The organism is Amycolatopsis sp. NBC_00348 (assembly GCF_036114655.1).
GTDB lineage: Bacteria > Actinomycetota > Actinomycetes > Mycobacteriales > Pseudonocardiaceae > Amycolatopsis.
This window is the reverse complement of sequence record NZ_CP107994.1, coordinates 5,028,008-5,048,614: the sequence shown is the minus strand read 5'-3', so window position 1 is coordinate 5,048,614 and position 20,607 is coordinate 5,028,008. Positions and strand designations below refer to the sequence as shown.

General features: G+C 73.2%; 1 protein-coding gene (running past both ends of the window). It reads left to right on the top strand.

Every position in this 20,607-nt window falls within one protein-coding gene, locus tag OHS58_RS21500, for a type I polyketide synthase (RefSeq protein ID WP_328649606.1), read on the top strand. The gene is 47,157 nt long; 9,252 of those nucleotides lie to the left of the window and 17,298 to its right, leaving coding positions 9,253–29,859 in view (codon 3,085, complete, through codon 9,953, complete); the first complete codon in view begins at position 1. The start codon and the stop codon both lie outside this window.

Below are 20,607 nucleotides of genomic sequence, written 5' to 3'. Positions count from 1 at the left end.
GACGCGCTGTTCGGCGACGGCCTGGGCGCGTCCGCCGCGCGGCACGGCGCGTTCCTCTACGACGTCGCCGACTTCGACGCCGGGTTCTTCGGCATCTCGCCGCGCGAGGCGCTGGGCATGGACCCGCAGCAGCGACTGCTGCTGGAGACGTCCTGGGAAGCCTTCGAGCGCGCCGGGATCGACCCGAAGTCGGTGCGCGGCCAGGAAATCGGCGTGTTCGCCGGCACCAACAGCCAGGACTACGCCGCGCTGCTGCAGAGCTCCGGCGAGGACGTCGAGGGCTACCTGGCCACCGGCAACGCGGGCAGCGTGGTCTCCGGCCGGCTGTCCTACACCTTCGGCTTCACCGGCCCGGCGGTCACTGTGGACACCGCGTGCTCGTCTTCGCTGGTGGCACTGCACCTCGCCGCGCAGTCGCTGCGTTCTGGCGAGTGCTCGCTCGCGCTCGCCGGTGGTGTCGCGGTGATGTCGACGCCCACCACGTTCGTCGAGTTCTCGCGTCAGCGCGGCCTCGCCGAGGACGGGCGGGTCAAGGCGTTCGCCGCCGCGGCCGACGGCACGGGCTGGGGCGAAGGCGCCGGCATGCTCCTGCTGGAAAGGCTTTCCGACGCCCAGCGCCACGGTCACCAGGTACTGGCCGTGGTGCGCGGCAGCGCGATCAACCAGGACGGCGCGTCCAACGGCATCACCGCCCCCAGCGGTCCGGCCCAGCAACGCGTCATCCGCCAGGCCCTCGCCAACGCCGGACTGTCCACTTCGGACGTCGATGCCGTCGAGGCGCACGGCACCGGCACGACCCTGGGCGACCCGATCGAAGCCCAGGCGCTGATCGCCACCTACGGCACCGACCGTGAGACGCCGCTGTGGCTCGGCTCGGTCAAGTCGAACATCGGGCACACCCAGGCCGCGGCGGGTGTCGGCGGGATCATCAAGATGGTCCAGGCGATGCGTCACGGCGTGCTGCCCGCGACCTTGCACGTCGACGAGCCGACCCCACACGTCGACTGGTCGGCCGGCACCGTCCGGCTGCTCACCGAGGCCACGGCCTGGCCGGAGACCGGCCGCCCGCGCCGTGCCGGTGTCTCGTCGTTCGGGTTCAGCGGCACCAACGCGCACACGATCATCGAGCAGGCGCCGCCATCGGAAGCCATCGTCGCGCCGGAAACGCTGCCCGCGCTCGTGCCGGTGGTGGTGTCCGGTGCGGACGAAGACGGTCTTCGCGCCCAAGCGCGTCGTTTGGCCGCATACCTCGACGAATTCGAGCCGGCCGAAGCCGCCGCCGCGCTCGCCGTCACCCGTTCCGCGCTGGAGCACCGCGCCGGATTCCTGGCGACGAGCCGGGAGGACCTGCTGGCCGGGCTCGCCGCTGTCGCCCGGGGCGAGGGCGCTCACGGCACCGCGACCGGCGGTGGCCTCGCGTTCCTGTTCACCGGACAGGGCAGCCAGCGGCTCGGCATGGGCCGGGAGCTGCACGAGACCTACCCGGTGTTCGCGGCCGCGTTCGACGAGATCCGCACCGCGTTCGACTTCGACCTCGACGGCGGCGACCTCGACCAGACGCAGTACGCCCAGGCGAACCTGTTCGCGCTGGAAGTGGCGTTGTTCCGGCTCTTCGAGTCTTGGGGCGTGCGGCCGGACTTCCTCGCCGGGCACTCGATCGGCGAGCTGGCCGCGGCCCACGTCGCGGGCGTGTTCTCGCTGGCCGACGCGGTCAAGCTGGTCTCGGCTCGCGGACGGCTCATGCAGGTGCTGCCGACCGGCGGCGCGATGGTCGCGATCCAGGCGAGCGAGGACGAGGTCACGCCGTTCCTGTCGGAGGCGGTCAGCATCGCGGCCTTGAACGGTCCCGAGTCGACGGTCGTTTCCGGTGACGAGGACGCCGTCCTGGCCCTCGTGGCGCGGTTCGAAGGCCGCAAGACCAAGCGGCTCACGGTGAGCCACGCGTTCCACTCGTCGCGTATGGACGCCATGCTCGACGACTTCCGCGCGGTGGCGGAAACTCTGACCTTCCACGCGCCGCGTATTCCTGTCGTGTCCACTGTGTCCGGTGAGCTGGCGACCGGCCTGACCGACCCGGGTTACTGGGTGGACCAGGTCCGCGGCACGGTCCGGTTCCTCGACGCGATGCGCACGCTCGCCGCCCGCGGCGTGACGACGTTCCTGGAGCTCGGCCCCGAGGGTGTGCTGACCGCGGCGGGCCAGGACTGCGTGACCGGCGACTTCACCGCCGCGCTGCGTGGCGGCCGCGCCGAGACCGCGTCGGTGCTGACCGCGCTGACCGAGGTCCACATCCACGGCGCCGACGTCGACTGGGCATCGGTGTTCGCTGGCGTCCCGACACGGCGCGTCGCGCTGCCGACGTATGCCTTCCAACGACGGCGCTACTGGCCGGAGCAGCCGGCCGCCGTCGTCACGACGACGTCGGCGAGCCCGGCCGAAGCCGAGTTCTGGACGGCGGTCGAGAACGCCGACTTCGCCACCGTCACCGGCACTCTCGCTCTCGATGGTGACCAGCCGCTCAGCGCCGTGCTGCCCGCTCTTTCCGCCTGGCACCGACAGCAACGCGTCGAGTCCGTTGTGGACGGCTGGCGCTACCGCGTCGCCTGGCAGCCGGTGACCGACCTCGCGGCGCCCGTACTGCGCGGCACGTGGCTGGTCGTCGGCGACGCCGAACACCCGCTGTGCGGCGCGCTCACCCGCGCCGGGGCCGACGTCGTCGTCACCGACGGCGAGATCCCCGAGGACACCGCTTTCGACGGTGTTGTCTCGCTGCTCGGCACCAACGACGAGCCGCACCCCGAACACCCCGGCGTCACGCTCGGCGCCGCCGCGAACCTCACGCTGGTCCGCGCGCTCGGCGAGGCCGGGATCGACGCTCCCTTGTGGATGGTGACACGCGGCGCGGTCTCGACCGGCCGCGCCGACGTCCTCGGCTCGGCGTCCCAGGCGCTGGTCTGGGGCATCGGCCAGGTCGCCGGCCTGGAGCTGCCGCACCGCTGGGGCGGCTTGCTCGACCTGCCCGCCGAACTGGACGACCGGGCGCTTGCCCGGGTCGCCGGCGCGCTGGCCGGCACCGAAGACCAGGTCGCGGTCCGCGGCTCCGGCGTCTACGTGCGCCGGCTCGTGCCCGCGCCGCTGCCGGCCGGTGTCACGTCGTGGACTCCGCGCGGCACTGTGCTGATCACCGGAGGAACCGGCGCGCTGGGTGCCGAGGTCGCCCGCTGGGCGGCTGCGGGTGGTGCGGAACGGCTGGTGCTGACCAGCCGCGCCGGACTCGCCGCACCCGGTGCCGGGGCACTGCGCGACGAACTCGCCGAGTCCGGTGTGGACGTCGTGGTCGCCGCGCTGGACGTCACCGATCGTGACGCCCTGACCGCGCTCGTCGCCGAGTACCCGGTCGACGCCGTCGTACATGCGGCCGGCGTCGAATGGGCGACACCACTGGACACTGTGGACGTCGCCGGGTTCGCCGAGGTGCTGTCCGCCAAGGTGACCGGCGCCGTCAACCTGGACGCCGTGCTCGGAACGTCCGAACTGGACGCTTTTGTGCTCTTCTCGTCGATCTCGGGCATCTGGGGCTCGGGTGGGCAGGCCGCCTACGCGGCGGCGAACGCCTACCTCGACGCCCTCGCCCAGGCCCGGCGGGCACGCGGGCTCGCCGCCACCGCCGTGGCGTGGGGCCCGTGGGCCGGGGGCGGCATGGCCGCCCGTGGTGACGCGATCGACCAGCTGCGCCGCCGCGGCCTCGAGCCCCTCGCGCCGGCCTCGGCGATTGCCGCCCTCGGCCGTGCGGTCGGTGCGGACGAGACCGCGGTCGTGGTCGCCGATGTCGACTGGGCGAAGTTCGCCCCGGCGTTCACCGCGGCCCGGCCGCGGCCGCTGCTGGACGGCGTGCCCGAGGTGCGCCGTGTGCTCGCTGATTCCACTGTGGACACGGCGTCCGCCGACGTCTCCGAGCTGGCCGGCCGGCTGGCCGGGCTGGGGGAGGCCGAGCAGGCCCGCCTGCTCGTCGACTTGGTCCGGACCGAGGCCGCCGCGGTGCTCGGCCACACCGGCACCGACGCGGTCGTGCCCGACCGCGCGTTCAAGGAGCTCGGCTTCGACTCGCTGACCGCCGTCGAGCTGCGCAACCGGCTCACCGCGGCGACCGGCATCCGGCTCCCCGCGACGCTGGTGTTCGACTACCCGAACGCGACCGTCCTGGCCGGGCACCTGCGCACCGAACTCACCGGTGGCCGGGAGGTCGCCGGCGCGGACGTCGTGTCCGATAAGCGCACTGTGGCCGACGACCCGATCGCGATCGTCGCGATGAGCTGCCGGTATCCCGGTGGCGTCCGGTCGCCGGAGGAGCTGTGGCGCCTCGTCGCCGACGGCGTCGACGCGATCGCGGGCTTCCCGGCCGACCGCGGCTGGGACCTGGGCGCGCTGTTCGACCCGGACCCGGACAACACCGGCACCAGCTACGCCCGCACCGGCGGCTTCCTCGACGGCGTCGACCGCTTCGACGCGGCGTTCTTCGGGATCAGCCCGCGCGAAGCGCTCGCCATGGACCCGCAGCAGCGGCTGCTGCTCGAGACGACCTGGGAGGCCTTCGAACGGGCCGGCATCGACCCGCACGCCGTGCGCGGCAGCCGGACCGGCGTCTTCGCCGGGACGAACCTGCAGGACTACGGCACGCTGCTGACCGGGCAGCCCGGCCTCGAAGGGCACCTGGCCACCGGCAACGCCGCCGCGGTCGTCTCCGGCCGGCTGTCCTACACCTTCGGGCTCGAAGGCCCGGCGGTCACCGTCGACACAGCGTGCTCGTCTTCGCTGGTCGCGCTGCACCTCGCGGCGCAGGCCCTGCGGGCGGGCGAGTGCTCGCTCGCCCTGGCGGGCGGCGTGGTCGTCATGTCGACACCGAACGCGTTCATCGAGTTCTCCCGCCAGCGCGGGCTGGCCGAGGACGGCCGGTGCAAGCCGTTCGCCGAGGCCGCCGACGGCACCGGCTGGGGTGAAGGCGTCGGCATGCTCCTGCTGGAGCGGCTGTCCGACGCCCAGCGCAACGGCCACCCGGTCCTGGCGATCCTGCGGGGGAGCGCGATCAACCAGGACGGTGCGTCCAACGGCCTCACCGCGCCGAACGGGCCCGCGCAGCAGCGCGTGATCCGGCAGGCGTTGACCAGTGCCGGTCTGTCCACTTCGGACGTCGATGCCGTCGAAGGCCATGGCACCGGCACGACGTTGGGTGACCCGATCGAGGCACAGGCGCTTTTGGCCACCTACGGCCAGGGCCGGACCGAGCCTTTGTTGCTGGGCTCCCTGAAGTCGAACATCGGACACACGCAGGCCGCGGCGGGCGTCGGCGGGATCATCAAGATGGTCCAGGCGATGCAGCACGGGCTGCTGCCGAAGACGCTGCACGTCGACAAGCCGTCGTCCAAGGTGGACTGGACGTCGGGAGCGGTCGAGCTGCTGACCGACTCGCGCGCATGGCCGGCGGTGGACCGGCCGCGACGCGCCGCGGTGTCGTCGTTCGGCATGAGCGGCACGAACGCCCACGTCGTTCTCGAGCAGGCGCCCGAGATCGTCGAAGCGGAACGCGTGCTCGCCGGGGAACCAGCACCGTGGGTGCTCTCCGCCCGCGACGCCGACGCCCTGCGTGACCAGGCGATCCGCCTCCACGCGCAGCTCGACGGCGTGGACTGGGAGCCGGCCGACGTCGCCTTCTCGCTCGCCACGTCCCGCGCCCGGCACGAGCACCGCGCGGTGCTGACCGGGGACCGGGCCGAACTGCTCGCCGCCCTCGGCGCGCTCGGCCGCGGTGAACCCGCCGCGCAGCTGGTGCGGGACGTCGTCGCCGACGGCTCGACCGCGTTCCTGTTCACCGGCCAGGGCAGCCAGCGGGCCGGGATGGGTCGTGAGCTGTACGCGGCGTTCCCGGTGTTCGCGGACGCCCTGGACGCGGTCTGCGCCGAGTTCGACACACACCTGGACCGTCCACTCCGGACGGTCGTCTTCGAGGACTCCGCCCTGCTCGACCAGACGGCCTACACCCAGGCCGCGTTGTTCGCGGTCGAGGTGGCGCTGTTCCGGCTGCTGGAAAGCCTCGGCGTCCGGCCGGGCTTCCTGCTCGGCCACTCGATCGGCGAGCTGGCGGCGGCGCACGTCGCGGGTGTTCTCTCGCTGACGGACGCGGTCACGCTGGTCGCCGCCCGGGGTCGCTTGATGCAGGCCCTGCCGCCCGGTGGCGCGATGGTGGCTGTGCAGGCGACCGAGGCGGAAGTTTCGGTATATCTGTCAGACCGTGTGACCGTTGCGGCGTTGAACGGCCCGACCTCGACCGTGATCTCCGGCGACGAGGACGCTGTGCTGGCAGTGGCTGCGCAGTTCGCCGAGCTGGGTCGCAAGACCAAGCGGCTGGTCGTCAGCCATGCGTTCCACTCGCCGTTGATGGACCCGATGCTGGCCGAGTTCCGCGGTATAGCTGAGTCTCTGTCTTACGGTAAGACGGTTATACCGATCGTCTCGAACGTCACCGGCGAACTGGTGACCGAGTTCGACGCGGACTACTGGGTGCGCCATGTGCGTGAGGCCGTCCGGTTCGTCGACGGCATCCGGACCCTCTCCGCCCAGGGCGTGACCAGGTTCGTCGAACTGGGCCCGGACGGCGTCCTGTCCGCACTCGGCCAGGACTGCCTGGACGAGCCCGCCGTGTTCACCGCCGTCCTGCGCGGCGACCGGCCGGAACGCCGGACCCTGCTCACCGCCCTCGCCACGGCCTACACCCACGGCGCGGACGTCGACTGGGCCGTGCTGACCACCGGCGCGCGCCGGATCACCCTGCCTACCTACGCTTTCCAGCGGAGCCGCTTCTGGCCGACGCCCACCGCGTCGAGCCGAGGCGCCGCCGCCGGGCTGGGCCTGGACGCGGCCGGGCACCCGATGCTCGGCGCGGCCGTCTCGCTGGCCGGCGGCGACGGCGTGCTGTTCACCAGCAGGCTGTCGACGCTGACCCACCCGTGGCTGGCCGACCACGCCGTGCACGGCACCGTGCTCGTGCCCGGCACCGGCCTGGTCGAGCTGGCCGTCCGCGCCGGGGACCAGGTGGGTTGTGACCACCTCGAAGAACTCACCTTGCAGGCACCGCTGGTGCTGCCCGCCGACGGCGGCGTCCAGCTGCAGGTCACCGTGGGCGAACCGGATGCGGACGGCCGCCGCGAGGTGACCGTCCACTCGCGACCAGAAGGCACCACGTTCGGCCACCCGTGGACGACGCACGCCACCGGTCTGCTCGGCACCGTCGCCGCGACACCGCCCGCCGAGCTGGCCGAATGGCCGCCCGCCGGGGCCACGGCGCTGGAGACGTCACGGCTCTACGACGACCTCGCCGGAGCCGGTTTCGGCTACGGCCCGGCGTTCCGCGGCCTGCGTTCCGCGTGGCAGCTCGGTGACGACGTCTACGCCGAGGTCACCCTTGAGTCCGAAGTGGACGAATCATTCGGACTGCACCCGGGACTGTTCGACTCGGTGCTGCACGCGATCGGCCTGAGCGGCCGGCTCACCGGTGAGGGCACGGGCATTCCGTTCGCCTGGACCGACGTCACGCTGCACGCCTCGGGCGCGTCGGCACTGCGGGCCAAGCTGTCCCCGGCCGGCAGCGGCGTCTCGCTGGAACTGTTCGACGCCGCCGGGCAGCCGGTCGCGACGGTCGGCTCGCTCGTGCTGCGCCCGGTCTCGGCCGACGCACTCGACACCGCCCGGACCGAGTCGATGTTCCGCCTGGAATGGACGCCGGTCCAGCCATCGGGAACGGCCGAGATCGGCCACCTCGACCGGCTCGGCGACACCCGGCCCGAGTTCGTACTGGCCACTGTGGACGCCGAGGACTCGGCGGCCGGAGCGCACGAAGCCGCGCACCGGGCGTTGGCGCTGGTCCAGGAGTGGATCGACGGGTCCGACGAGGCAAAGCTCGTGCTGGTCACCCGCGGCGCGGTCGCCGTCCAGCCGGAGGACGACGTCCCCGGCCTGGCCGCCGCCACCGTCTGGGGCTTGGTCCGGTCGGCGCAGTCCGAGAACCCGGACCGCCTCGTCCTGCTGGACACCGACACCGATGACGAGCAGGCCGTCGCCGCCGCCCTGGCGACCGGCGAACCGCAGCTCGCTCTGCGTGCGGGGGAGACGTACGTCCCACGCCTGGCGCGGGCCGCGCTCCCGGTGACTGAAGAGTCCACTATGGACGTCAACGGCACGGTGCTGGTCACCGGCGGTACCGGCGCGCTGGGCGCGTTGTTCACCCGCCACCTCGTCACCCGCCACGGCGCGCGGCACCTGCTGCTGCTCAGCCGTCGCGGCAGCGCTGCCGAAGGCGCCGACGCCCTCGCGGCCGAACTCGCCGAACTGGGCGCCGAAGTCCGGTTCGTGGCCTGTGACGCCGCCGACCGTGACGCCCTCGCCGCGGTCCTCGCGGCGATCCCGGCCGAGCACCCGCTGACCGCCGTTGTGCACACCGCCGGGGTGCTGGACGACGGCGTCGTCGGCACGCTCACCCCCGAGCGGATCGACACCGTGCTGCGGCCGAAGGTCGACGCGGCGCTCAACCTGCACGAACTCACCACGGACCTGTCCGCGTTCGTGCTGTTCTCCTCGGCCTCCGGCGTGTTCGGCGCCGCCGGCCAGGCGAACTACGCGGCCGCCAACGTGTTCCTCGACTCCCTGGCCGCGCGCCGTCGCGCCGCCGGGCAGCCGGCGACGTCGCTGGGCTGGGGCCTGTGGGCCGACGGCGGCAGTATGGCCGGCGGGCTTGGCGAGGCGGACCGGCGGCGGATGAACCGCGCCGGCGTCGCCGCGCTGGCCGCGGACGAGGGCGTCGTGCTGTTCGACGCCGCGCTCGCGTCCGGCGAGGCCGCGCTGGTCCCGATGCGGATGGACGCCGCCGCCCTGCGCGACCCGGGCACCGCGGTGCCGGCCGTGCTGCGCGGTCTGGTCCGGACCACCACCCGCCGCGTGGTGACGGCCGACGTCGTCGCGAGTGGCTCGGCGTTGGCCGACCGGTTGTCCACTATGGATGAGGCGGAGCGCGAGCGCACCCTGCTCGGCGTCGTCCGCCAGACCGTCGCAGCCGCCCTCGGCTACGACTCGTCCGACGCGGTGGACGCCGGGAAGGCGTTCAAGGAGCTCGGGTTCGACTCCCTGACCTCGGTCGACCTGCGCAACCGCCTCAACACCGCCACCGGTCTGCGACTGCCGGCCACCCTGGTGTTCGACTACCCGAACGCGACAACCCTCGCCGCGCACCTGCGCACCGAGCTGCTCGGCTCGGCCGAGCCGGTCGCGGTGGCACCGGTCCGCGCGGTCGACGTCGACGAGCCGATCGCCATCGTGGCGATGAGCTGCCGGTACCCCGGCGGCATCCGTGGGCCGGAAGACCTGTGGCGGCTGGTGTCGACCGGCGCCGACGCGATCTCGCCGTTCCCGGTCAACCGCGGCTGGGACCTCGAGAAACTGTTCCACCCCGAGCCCGGCCACAGCGGCACGAGCTACGCCCGCGAGGGCGGGTTCCTGCACGAGGCGGACGAGTTCGACGCCGAGTTCTTCGGCATCTCCCCGCGTGAGGCCCTCGCCATGGACCCGCAGCAGCGCCTGCTGCTGGAGACGTCGTGGGAGGTCTTCGAACGCGCCGGCATCGCGCCGGAAGCGTTGCGGGGCAGCCGGACCGGTGTGTTCGCCGGGCTGATGTACCACGACTACGCCGCACGCCTGCCGGAGATCCCGGAGGAGGTCGAAGGTTACCTCGGCACCGGCAACGCGGGCAGTGTCCTTTCCGGACGACTGGCGTACACCTTCGGGCTCGAAGGCCCGGCCGTCACGGTCGACACCGCGTGCTCGTCTTCGCTGGTGGCGCTGCACCTCGCCGCGCAGGCGCTGCGCAACGGCGAGTGCGAAATGGCGCTGGCCGGCGGTGTCACGGTGATGTCGACGCCGACGACGTTCGTCGACTTCTCCCGCCAGCGCGGCCTCGCCGCGGACGGCCGGTGCAAGTCGTTCGCCGAGGCGGCGGACGGCACCGGCTGGTCCGAGGGTGCCGGTCTCCTGCTGCTGGAAAGGCTTTCCGACGCTCGCCGCAACGGCCACCAGGTCCTCGCGGTGGTGCGCGGCAGCGCGATCAACCAGGACGGCGCGTCGAACGGCTTGACCGCGCCCAACGGTCCGTCGCAGCAACGCGTGATCCGGCAAGCACTCGCCTCAGCCGGTCTGTCCACTTCGGACGTCGACGCCGTCGAGGCGCACGGCACCGGCACCACCCTGGGCGACCCGATCGAGGCCCAGGCCCTGCTGGCCACCTACGGCGCCGGCCGCACCGGCGACCCGCTGTACCTCGGCTCGATCAAGTCCAACATCGGCCACAGCCAGGCCGCCGCGGGGGTCGCCGGGATCATCAAGATGGTCATGGCCATGCGGCACGGCGAGCTGCCGGCCACCCTGCACGTCGACGAACCCTCGCGGCACGTCGACTGGGAAGCCGGCGCGGTCGAGCTGCTCACCGAGCGGACGCCGTGGCCGGAGACCGGACGGCCGCGGCGCGCCGCGGTGTCGTCCTTCGGCATCAGCGGCACCAACGCGCACACGATCATCGAGCAGGCACCGGACTTCGCCGAGCCGATCGTGGGGGAGAAGCCTGCGATCGCCACGCCGTTCGTGCTGTCGGCGCGGGACGCGGACGCCCTGCGCGAGCAGGCGTCGCGTCTGCACGCCGTCGCCGCGGAGCAGGACGCGCTCGACGTCGCCCACTCCCTGGTGACCACACGCAGCCGGATGCCGCTGCGGGCGGTGGTGTCCGGTGTGGACCGTGACGAGCTGCTGCGCGGCCTGGCCGCGCTGGCCGCCGGTGAGTCCGGCGGTGTCGTGACGGGTGCGGTGTCGCCGGGTTCGCTGGCGTTCCTCTTCACCGGCCAGGGCAGCCAGCGGCTCGGCATGGGCCGTGAGCTGTACGAAAAGTTCCCGGTGTTCGCGGCCGCGTTCGACGAGATCCGCGCCGAGTTCGACTTCGACGTGGCGCTCGACACCGACGAGCTGCACCAGACCCAGCACACCCAGGCGGCGCTGTTCGCCCTGGAAGTGGCGCTGTTCCGACTCTTCGAGCACTTCGGCGTCCGGCCGGACTTCGTCGCCGGGCACTCGATCGGCGAGCTGGCCGCGGCACACGTCGCCGGTGTCTTCTCACTGGCCGACGCGGTCAAGCTGGTGTCCGCGCGGGGACGTCTCATGCAGGCGCTGCCGACCGGCGGCGCGATGGTCGCGATCCAAGCGACCGAAGACGAGATCACGCCACACCTGTCGGACCTGGTGAGCATCGCCGCGCTCAACGGTCCGATGTCGACGGTGATCTCCGGCGACGAAACCGCCGTGCTGGCGGTCGCAGCGCACTTCGCGGACCGCAAGACCAAGCGGCTCACGGTGAGCCACGCGTTCCACTCGCCGCTCATGGACCCGATGCTCGAGGAGTTCCGCGCGGTCGCGGAGACGTTGACGTTCGCCGAGCCGCGTATCCCGATCGTGTCCACCGTGGATGGTGACGTGACGTCGTCGGACTACTGGGTGGACCAGGTCCGCGGCGCGGTCCGGTTCCTCGACGCGGTGCGCACGCTGGAAAGCCGCGGCGTCACGACGTTCGTCGAGCTGGGTCCGGACGGCGTGCTGTCCGCGCTCGGCCAGGAGATCGCCGCGACCGCGACGTTCGTCCCGGTCCTGCGCAAGGGACGGTCCGAACCGGACACGCTGCTCACCGCGCTCGCCGAGGCCGACGTCCGCGGCGCCGACGTCGACTGGACGCGGCTGTGGGCCGGGTCGGGGGCACGCACTATCGACCTTCCGACCTACGCTTTCCGCCGTCGCCGTTACTGGCTGCACAGCGCGGCGTCCGCCGCGGACGCCTCCGGTCTCGGGCTCGGCAAGGCCGACCACCCGCTGCTCGGCGCGTCCGTCGAGCTGGCCGAAGGAGACGGTCTGGTCTTCACCGGGCGGCTCTCTGCGCAGACGCACCCGTGGCTGGCCGAGCACGCGATCCACGGCGTCACCGTGCTGCCGGGGACGGCCTTCGTCGAGCTCGCGATCCGCGCGGGCGACGAGGTCGGCTGCGACCGCCTCGAAGAGCTGACGCTCGAAGCGCCGCTGGTCATCCCGGCCCAGGGCGGTGTCGCCGTCCAGATCACCGTCGGCGCGGCCGACACGTCCGGGCGCCGGACCCTGTCCGTCCACTCGCGACCGGACGGCGAGCCGTGGGTCCGCCACGCCGGCGGCGTGCTCGCCGCGACCGGCGCCCCGATCCCGGCGACCCCGGCCGAGTGGCCGCCCGCCGGCGCCGAGGCCGTCGACGTCACCGAGCTGTACGACGGCCTGCAGTCGGCCGGCCTGGCCTACGGCCCGCTGTTCCAGGGCCTGACCGCGGCCTGGCGCCGCGGCACGGAGGTGTTCGCCGAGGTCAGCCTGCCCGAGGACGTCGAACTGTCCGGGTTCGGCCTGCACCCGGCGCTGCTCGACGCGGCCCTGCACGGCATCGGCCTCGGCGCCCTCCCGGCCGAAGGTGGCGCGCGCCTGCCGTTCGTCTGGTCCGGCGTTTCGCTGCACGCGTCCGGCGCCCGGGCACTGCGCGTCCACCTCGCCGCGACCGGCGCCGAGGCGGTGTCGGTGCACGTCGCCGACCCGGCCGGGGCGCCGGTGTTCTCGGCCGACTCCCTGGTGTTGCGGCCGGTTTCCGCTGGTCAGCTCACCGGCGGGATCGCCCGAAGCTCGCTGTTCCAGATCGACTGGACCACTGTCCCCAGGCCCGAAACGGCCGTCCCGGACGGCTGGCCGGAAGCCGACGGCTTCGTCATCGCGCCGGTCGCCGACGCCGTGTCCGCGCTCGCCGTGGTCCAGACGTGGCTGCCCACCGAGGCGACGGTCGTCGTCGTGACCCGCGACGCCGACCCCGCCGCCGCGGCGGCCCACGGCCTGGTCCGCTCGGCGCAGGCCGAGCACCCGGGCCGGTTCGTCCTGGTCGACCTGGACACGACCGCCGGTCCCGCGGAACTGCACGCCGCGGTGGCCACCGGCGAACCGCAGATCGCGGTGCGTGACGGCGTGCTCACGGTGCCCCGCCTCGCGCGGGCCGCACTGTCCGAAACGGACGTCCACTTCGGAGACGGGACTGTCCTGGTCACCGGCGGTACCGGCGCGCTCGGCGCGTTGTTCGCCGAGCACCTGGTCACCCGGTACGCCGTCCGGGACCTGCTGCTCACCAGCCGTCGTGGTGCGGACGCGCCCGGCGCGGCCGAGCTGGCGACGCGCTTGCGTGAACTCGGCGCCGACGTGACGATCGCCGCCTGCGACGTCGCCGATCGTGATGGCCTTGCAAATCTGCTGTCCGAACACCGCGTGACCGCGGTGGTGCACAGCGCGGGCGTCCTCGACGACGGCCTCGTCGAATCCCTCACTTCCGAACGCCTCGCGACCGTGCTGGCCGCCAAGGCGGACGCGGCGCAGAACCTGCACGACCTGACCACCGACCTCGACGCGTTCGTCCTGTTCTCCTCGGTCGCCGGGACGTTCGGCGGCGCGGGGCAGGCGAACTACGCCGCGGCCAACGCCTACCTCGACGCGCTCGCCGAGCAGCGGCGCGCGGCCGGTCTGCCGGCGACGTCCCTGGCCTGGGGCCTGTGGGACGGCGGCATGGCGGGCAGCCTCAGCGAGGCCGACGTCGCCCGGCTGGTCCGGGCCGGCACCGCGCCACTGTCCACTGAGGACGGATTGGCGTTGTTCGACGCGGCGCTGGCGGCGGACCGCGCGGTCCTGCTGCCGGTGCACCTCGACCCGGCGGCCATCCGCGCCGCGACCGGCGAGGTCCCGCCGTTGCTGCGTGGCCTGGTCCGCGCTCCGGCGCGACGGGTCGCGGCGACGACCGGCGCGGCCGGGGCGTTCGCGGACAGCCTGTCCGGGCTGGCCGCCGACGAGCAGCGTGACCGGCTGCTGACGCTGGTCCGCAGCGAGGTCGCGGGCGTGCTCGGCTACGACTCGGGCGACGAGGTCGACCCGGCCAAGGCGTTCCGCGACGCCGGTTTCGACTCGCTGACCGCGATCGAGCTGCGCAACCGCCTGCATACGGCCACCGGCCTGCGGCTGCCCGCGACGCTGGTGTTCGACTACCCGACACCGGACGCGCTCGCCGGACACGTCCACACCGAACTGTTCGGCGGCCGGGAAGCCGTCGAGGTCGTCGCGGCCACCGGTTCCGACGACCCGATCGCCATCGTCGCGATGAGCTGCCGGTACCCCGGCGGTGTCACGACACCCGAGCAGCTGTGGAACCTCGTCGCGGCCGGCGGCGACGCCATCACGACGTTCCCGGACAACCGCGGCTGGGACCTCGACGGTCTGTACCACCCGGACCCCGACCACCTCGGCACCAGCTACTCGCGCGAAGGCGGGTTCCTGCACGACGCGGGCGGCTTCGACCCGGTGTTCTTCGGGATCTCGCCACGCGAGGCCGTCACGATGGACCCGCAGCACCGGCTGCTGCTGGAGACGTCCTGGGAAGCCTTCGAACGCGCCGGCATCGCGCCGGAAGCGTTGCGCGGCAGCAAGACCGGCGTCTTCGCCGGCGTGATGTACCACGACTACTCCGCGCTGCTCGACGGCGCGGACGAGGACTACGAAGGCCACCTCGGCACCGGCAACGCGGGCAGCATCGCCTCCGGCCGGGTCGCCTACACCTTCGGGCTCGAAGGCCCGGCGGTCACTGTGGACACCGCCTGTTCGTCCTCTTTGGTCGCCCTGCACTGGGCGCTTCAGGCGCTGCGCAACGGCGAATGCACCATGGCGCTCGCCGGTGGCGTGACGGTCATGGCGACGCCGAACGCGTTCATCGAGTTCTCCCGCCAGCGCGGCCTCGCCGCCGACGGCCGCTGCAAGGCGTTCTCCGCGGACGCCGACGGCACGGGTTGGTCCGAAGGCGCGGGCATGATCCTGCTGGAGCGCCTCTCCGACGCCCAGCGCAACGGCCACCCGGTGCTGGCGGTCGTGCGCGGCAGCGCCATCAACCAGGACGGCGCGTCGAACGGCCTGACCGCGCCGAACGGTCCGTCACAGCAACGTGTGATCCGGCAGGCGCTGGCCAACGCGGGTCTCGTACCGTCCGATGTGGACGTCGTCGAGGCGCACGGCACCGGGACGTCGCTGGGCGACCCGATCGAGGCGCAGGCGCTGCTCGCGACCTACGGCGCCGAGCGCACCGGCGACCCGCTGTGGCTCGGCTCGCTCAAGTCGAACATCGGCCACAGCCAGGCGGCCGCGGGTGTCGGCGGCGTGATCAAGATGGTCATGGCGCTGCGCAGCGGCGAACTGCCCAAGACCCTGCACGCCGACGAGCCGTCGCCGCACGTCGACTGGGCGTCGGGCGCCGTCGAGCTGCTGACCGAGGCGCGAGCCTGGCCGGTGACCGGACGGGCGCGCCGCGCGGCGGTGTCGTCGTTCGGGTTCAGCGGCACCAACGCCCACGCGATCATCGAGCAGGCCCCGGAACCCGCGCCGAAGCCGCAGGTCCCGGCGCCGGCGGTGGTCCCGCTGGTGCTGTCGGCGAAGTCGCCGGCCGCGCTGGCCGGCCAGGCCGCGCGGCTGCGCGAGCACCTGACGGCCGGGTTCGCCCCGGCGGACGTCGCGGCCTCGCTGCACGTCCGCACCCGGTTCGAGCACCGTGCGGTGATCACCGGCGCCAGCGCTGACGACCTGCTGACCGGCTTGTCGACGGCCGAGGCCGTCGAAGCCGGGACGGGCGGGACGGCGTTCCTGTTCACCGGACAGGGCAGTCAGCGGCTCGGCATGGGCCGCGAGCTGTACGAGACGTACCCGGTGTTCGCGGCGGCCTTCGACGCGATCCGCGCCGAGTTCGACCTGGACCTCGACACCACGGAGATCGACCGGACGCAGTACACCCAGGCGACCCTGTTCGCCCTGGAAGTCGCGTTGTTCCGGCTCTACGAGTCGTGGGGCCTGCGGCCGGACGTGCTGGTCGGCCACTCGATCGGTGAGCTGGCGGCCGCGCACGTCGCGGGCGTGCTGTCCCTGACCGACGCCGTGACGCTGGTGTCGGCCCGCGGACGGCTCATGCAGGCGCTGCCGGAAGGCGGCGCGATGGTGGCGATCCAGGCCACCGAGGACGAGATCACGCCACACCTCTCGGACGCGGTGAGCATCGCCGCGCTCAACGGCCCGGACTCGACCGTGATCTCCGGCGTCGAGAAGGCGGTGCGGGCGGTCGCCCGGAAGTTCAAGGGCCGCAAGACCAAGCGGCTCAAGGTGAGCCACGCGTTCCACTCGCCGTTGATGGACCCGATGCTCGCGGAGTTCCGCGGTATAGCTGAGTCTCTGTCTTACGGTAAGACGGTTATACCGATCGTCTCGAACGTGACCGGTGAGCTGGTGACCGAGTTCGACGCGGACTACTGGGTGCGGCACGTCCGGGAGGCCGTGCGCTTCCTCGACGGCGTCCGCACGGCCGCGGCCCGGGGCGTCACGACGTTCGTCGAGCTGGGCCCGGACGGCGTGCTGTCCGCACTCGGCCAGGAGATCGTCCCCGACGCGACCTTCGTCCCGGCCATGCGCAAGGGCCGGCCGGAGGCGCTCACCGCTGTCACCGCGCTCGGGACCGCCCACGCCCACGGCGCCGACGTCGACTGGACCGCCGTCCTCGGCGGCGCCGGGCAACACGTCGACCTGCCGACCTACGCCTTCCAGCGCGACCTGTACTGGCCGAAGCCGGGCACCCGCACCGGGGACCTGACCGCGGCCGGCCTCGGCGCGGCGGACCACCCGCTGCTGGGCGCGGCCGTCGCCCGGGCCGACGACGGCGGGTTCCTGCTCACCGGCCGGCTCTCGCTCAAGACCCACCCGTGGCTGGCCGAGCACACCGTGCGCGACGTCGTCGTGCTGCCCGGGACGGCCTTCGCCGACCTCGCGCTGCACGCCGGCGAACCGGCCGGCTGTGACCGCGTCGAGGAGCTGGTCCTCGAGGCACCGCTGGTCGTCCCGGCCGACGGCGTCGTCGTGCAGGTCTCGCTCGGTGCCGAAGACGAGTCGGGCCACCGCTCGCTCGTCGTGCACTCCCGCACCGGCGACGCACCCTGGGTGCGCCACGCCACCGGTGAACTTGCCCCCGGCACCGGGGCGGCGACGCCGTTCGCGGCCGAATGGCCGCCGTCCGGTGCCGAACCGGTCGACGTCTCCGCGCTCTACGAAGGCCTGCTGGCCGGCGGGCTCGGCTACGGCCCGGTCTTCCAGGGCCTGACCACGGCCTGGCGACGGGACGGCGAGGTGTTCGCCGAGGTCACGCTGCCGGACGACGTCGACGTCACCGGGTTCGGCCTGCACCCGGCACTGTTCGACGCGGCCCTGCACGGGGTCGGGCTCGGCGCGTTCGTCGAGGACACCGGGACGGCGAGGCTGCCGTTCAGCTGGATCGGCATCGAGCTGCACGCCACCGGCGCCCGCACGCTGCGGGTCCGCCTGGCGGCCGCAGGCACCGACGCGGTGTCCGTGCACGCCGCCGACACCACCGGCGAGCCGGTGCTGTCGGTCGAATCCCTTGCCCTGCGCCCGGTTTCGGGTGTTCCGGCCGACGACGTCGCCCGCCATTCGCTGTACACAGTGGACTGGACGGCCGTCGCCGTGCCCGCCGGCACCGACCCGGACACCCCGGTGCTGCTGGTGCCGCGCGGGGAAACGCCGGACGAGGTCCGCGCGGCGGTGCACCTCGTGCTCGACGCGCTCCAGCGGCAGTCCGATCCGGACAGCCGGCTGGCCGTCGTCACCCGCGGCGCGGCCGCGGTGCTGGACGGCGACGTGCCGGACCTCGCCGGTGCCGCGGTCTGGGGCCTGGTCCGCGCGGCCCAGGCCGAGCAGCCCGGCCGGTTCACGCTGATCGACCTCGACACGACGGCCGACCTGGCCGAACTGCCGGGGATCCTCACCTCCGGCGAACCGCAGCTCGCCGTTCGCGGCGGAGCAGTGCTCGCGCCGCGGCTGGCGCGGGCCACCGTCGCGGACCACGAGCCCGCGACGTTCGACGGAACGGTGCTGGTCACCGGCGCGACGGGCGCGCTCGGCGCGGTCTTCGCCCGCCGGCTCGCCGAACGCGGCGCGCGGCACCTGCTGCTGGTCAGCCGGTCCGCCACCGCGGACTCCCTCTCCGACCTGACCGCCGAGCTGACCGAACTCGGCGCGGACGTGACCGTCGCGGCCTGCGACGTCGCGGACCGGGACGCCCTGGCCGCCCTGCTGGCCGAGCACCCCGTGACCGGCGTGGTGCACGCGGCCGGCGTCCTCGACGACGGCGTGCTGGCGTCGCTCACCCCCGAGCGCGTCGACGCCGTGCTGCGGCCGAAGGTCGACGCCGCGTGGAACCTCCACGAGCTGGCCGGCGACGCTTCCCTGTTCGTGCTGTTCTCCTCGGCCTCCGGGGTGTTCGGCGGCGCGGGCCAGGGCAGCTACTCGGCCGCGAACGCCTACCTGGACGCGCTGGCGCACCGCCGTCACGCCGCCGGGCAGGCCGCAACGTCACTCGCGTGGGGCCTGTGGGCCGGCGATGACAGCATGGCCGCCGACCTGGCCGACGCCGACTTGCGGCGGATGTCCGCCGCCGGCATCGGCGCACTGTCCACCGAGGACGGTCTGACGCTGTTCGACGCCGCACTGTCCACAGGGGACGCCGTGCTGGTCCCGGTGCGCTTGGACCTGGCTGCGGTCCGGTCCCGGGGCGCGGTGCCGTCGTTGCTGCGGGGGCTGGTGCCCGCGTCGAAGCGGCGGACGGCGGTCTCGACCGTCACCGCGTCGCTGGAGCAACGCCTCGGTGCCCTCGGCGCGGCCGAGCGCGAACGGGCGCTCGTCGACCTGGTCCGCACCGAGGTCGCGCAGGTGCTCGCGTTCGCCTCGACGGACGCGGTCGGCGCGGCCCGGACGTTCACCGAGCTCGGCTTCGACTCCCTCACCGCGATCGAGCTGCGCAACAAGCTGCACACGGCGACCGGCCTGCGGCTGCCCGCCACGCTGATCTTCGACTACCCGACCCCGGACGCTCTCGCCGCGTACCTCGCGGGCGAACTGTTCGGAGTGGACGGTCCGGCCGAGGTCAACACCGTGCTGGCCGTCGACGAGCCGATCGCCATCGTCGCGATGAGCTGCCGGTTCCCCGGCGGCGTCACGACCCCGGAAGAGCTGTGGGACCTGGTCGCCGGGGGAGTGGACGGCATGACGCCGTTCCCCGCCGACCGCGGCTGGGACGTCGAAGGGCTGTACCACCCGGACCCCGACCACGTCGGCACGAGCTACGCCCGCGAGGGCGGGTTCCTGCGCGACGCGGTGAACTTCGACCCCGAGTTCTTCGGCATCTCGCCGCGTGAAGCGGTGACGATGGACCCGCAGCACCGGTTGCTGCTGGAGACGTCGTGGGAGGCCATCGAACGCGCCGGCATCGCGCCGGAAGCGTTGCGGGGCAGCCGGACCGGCGTGTTCGCCGGGATCATGTACCACGACTACGCCAACCTCCTCGAGGCCGCGCCGGAGGACTACGTCGGCCACCTCGGCACCGGCAACGCGGGCAGCGTCGCCTCCGGCCGCGTGTCCTACACCTTCGGGCTCGAAGGCCCGGCGGTGACCATCGACACCGCGTGCTCGTCGTCGCTGGTCGCCCTGCACTGGGCGGTCCAGGCACTCCGTCACGGCGAGTGCACGATGGCCCTCGCGGGCGGTGCCACGGTGATGGCGACGCCGGGCGCGTTCCTGGAGTTCTCGCGCCAGCGCGGGCTTTCGGCCGACGGCCGCTGCAAGGCGTTCTCCGCGGACGCCGACGGCACGGGCTGGTCCGAGGGCGCGGGCATGATCCTGCTGGAGCGTCTCTCCGACGCCCAGCGCAACGGGCACCCGGTGCTCGCCGTGGTCCGCGGCAGCGCGATCAACCAGGACGGCGCGTCCAACGGCTTGACCGCGCCGAACGGTCCGTCCCAGCAACGCGTGATCCGCCAAGCGCTCGCCGACGCCGGTTTGTCCACTTCGGACGTCGACGCCGTCGAGGCGCACGGAACGGGCACGTCGCTGGGCGACCCGATCGAGGCACAGGCGCTGCTCGCGACCTACGGCGCCGAGCGTGCGGGTGACCCGCTGTGGCTGGGCTCGCTCAAGTCCAACATCGGGCACAGCCAGGCGGCAGCGGGTGTCGGCGGCGTGATCAAGATGGTGCAGGCACTGCGCAACGGCGTCCTGCCGAAGACACTGCACATCACCGAACCGTCGCCGCACGTCGACTGGGCATCCGGCGCGGTCGAGCTGCTGACCGAGACGCGGGACTGGCCGGACACCGGCCGGACCCGCCGGGCCGGTGTGTCGTCATTCGGGTTCAGCGGCACCAACGCCCACGTGATCATCGAGCAGGCCCCGGAAAGCGCCCCGCTGACGGTCGAGACCCCGGTCGTCACCCCGCTGGTCTTCTCGGCGCGGACGCCGGAAGCCTTGCGGGAACAGGCCGAACGTCTGCGCACGGCGCTGACCACAGTGGACGTCGCCGAGCTGGGTTCGGCGCTCGTCACCCGGCGCTCGCTGTTC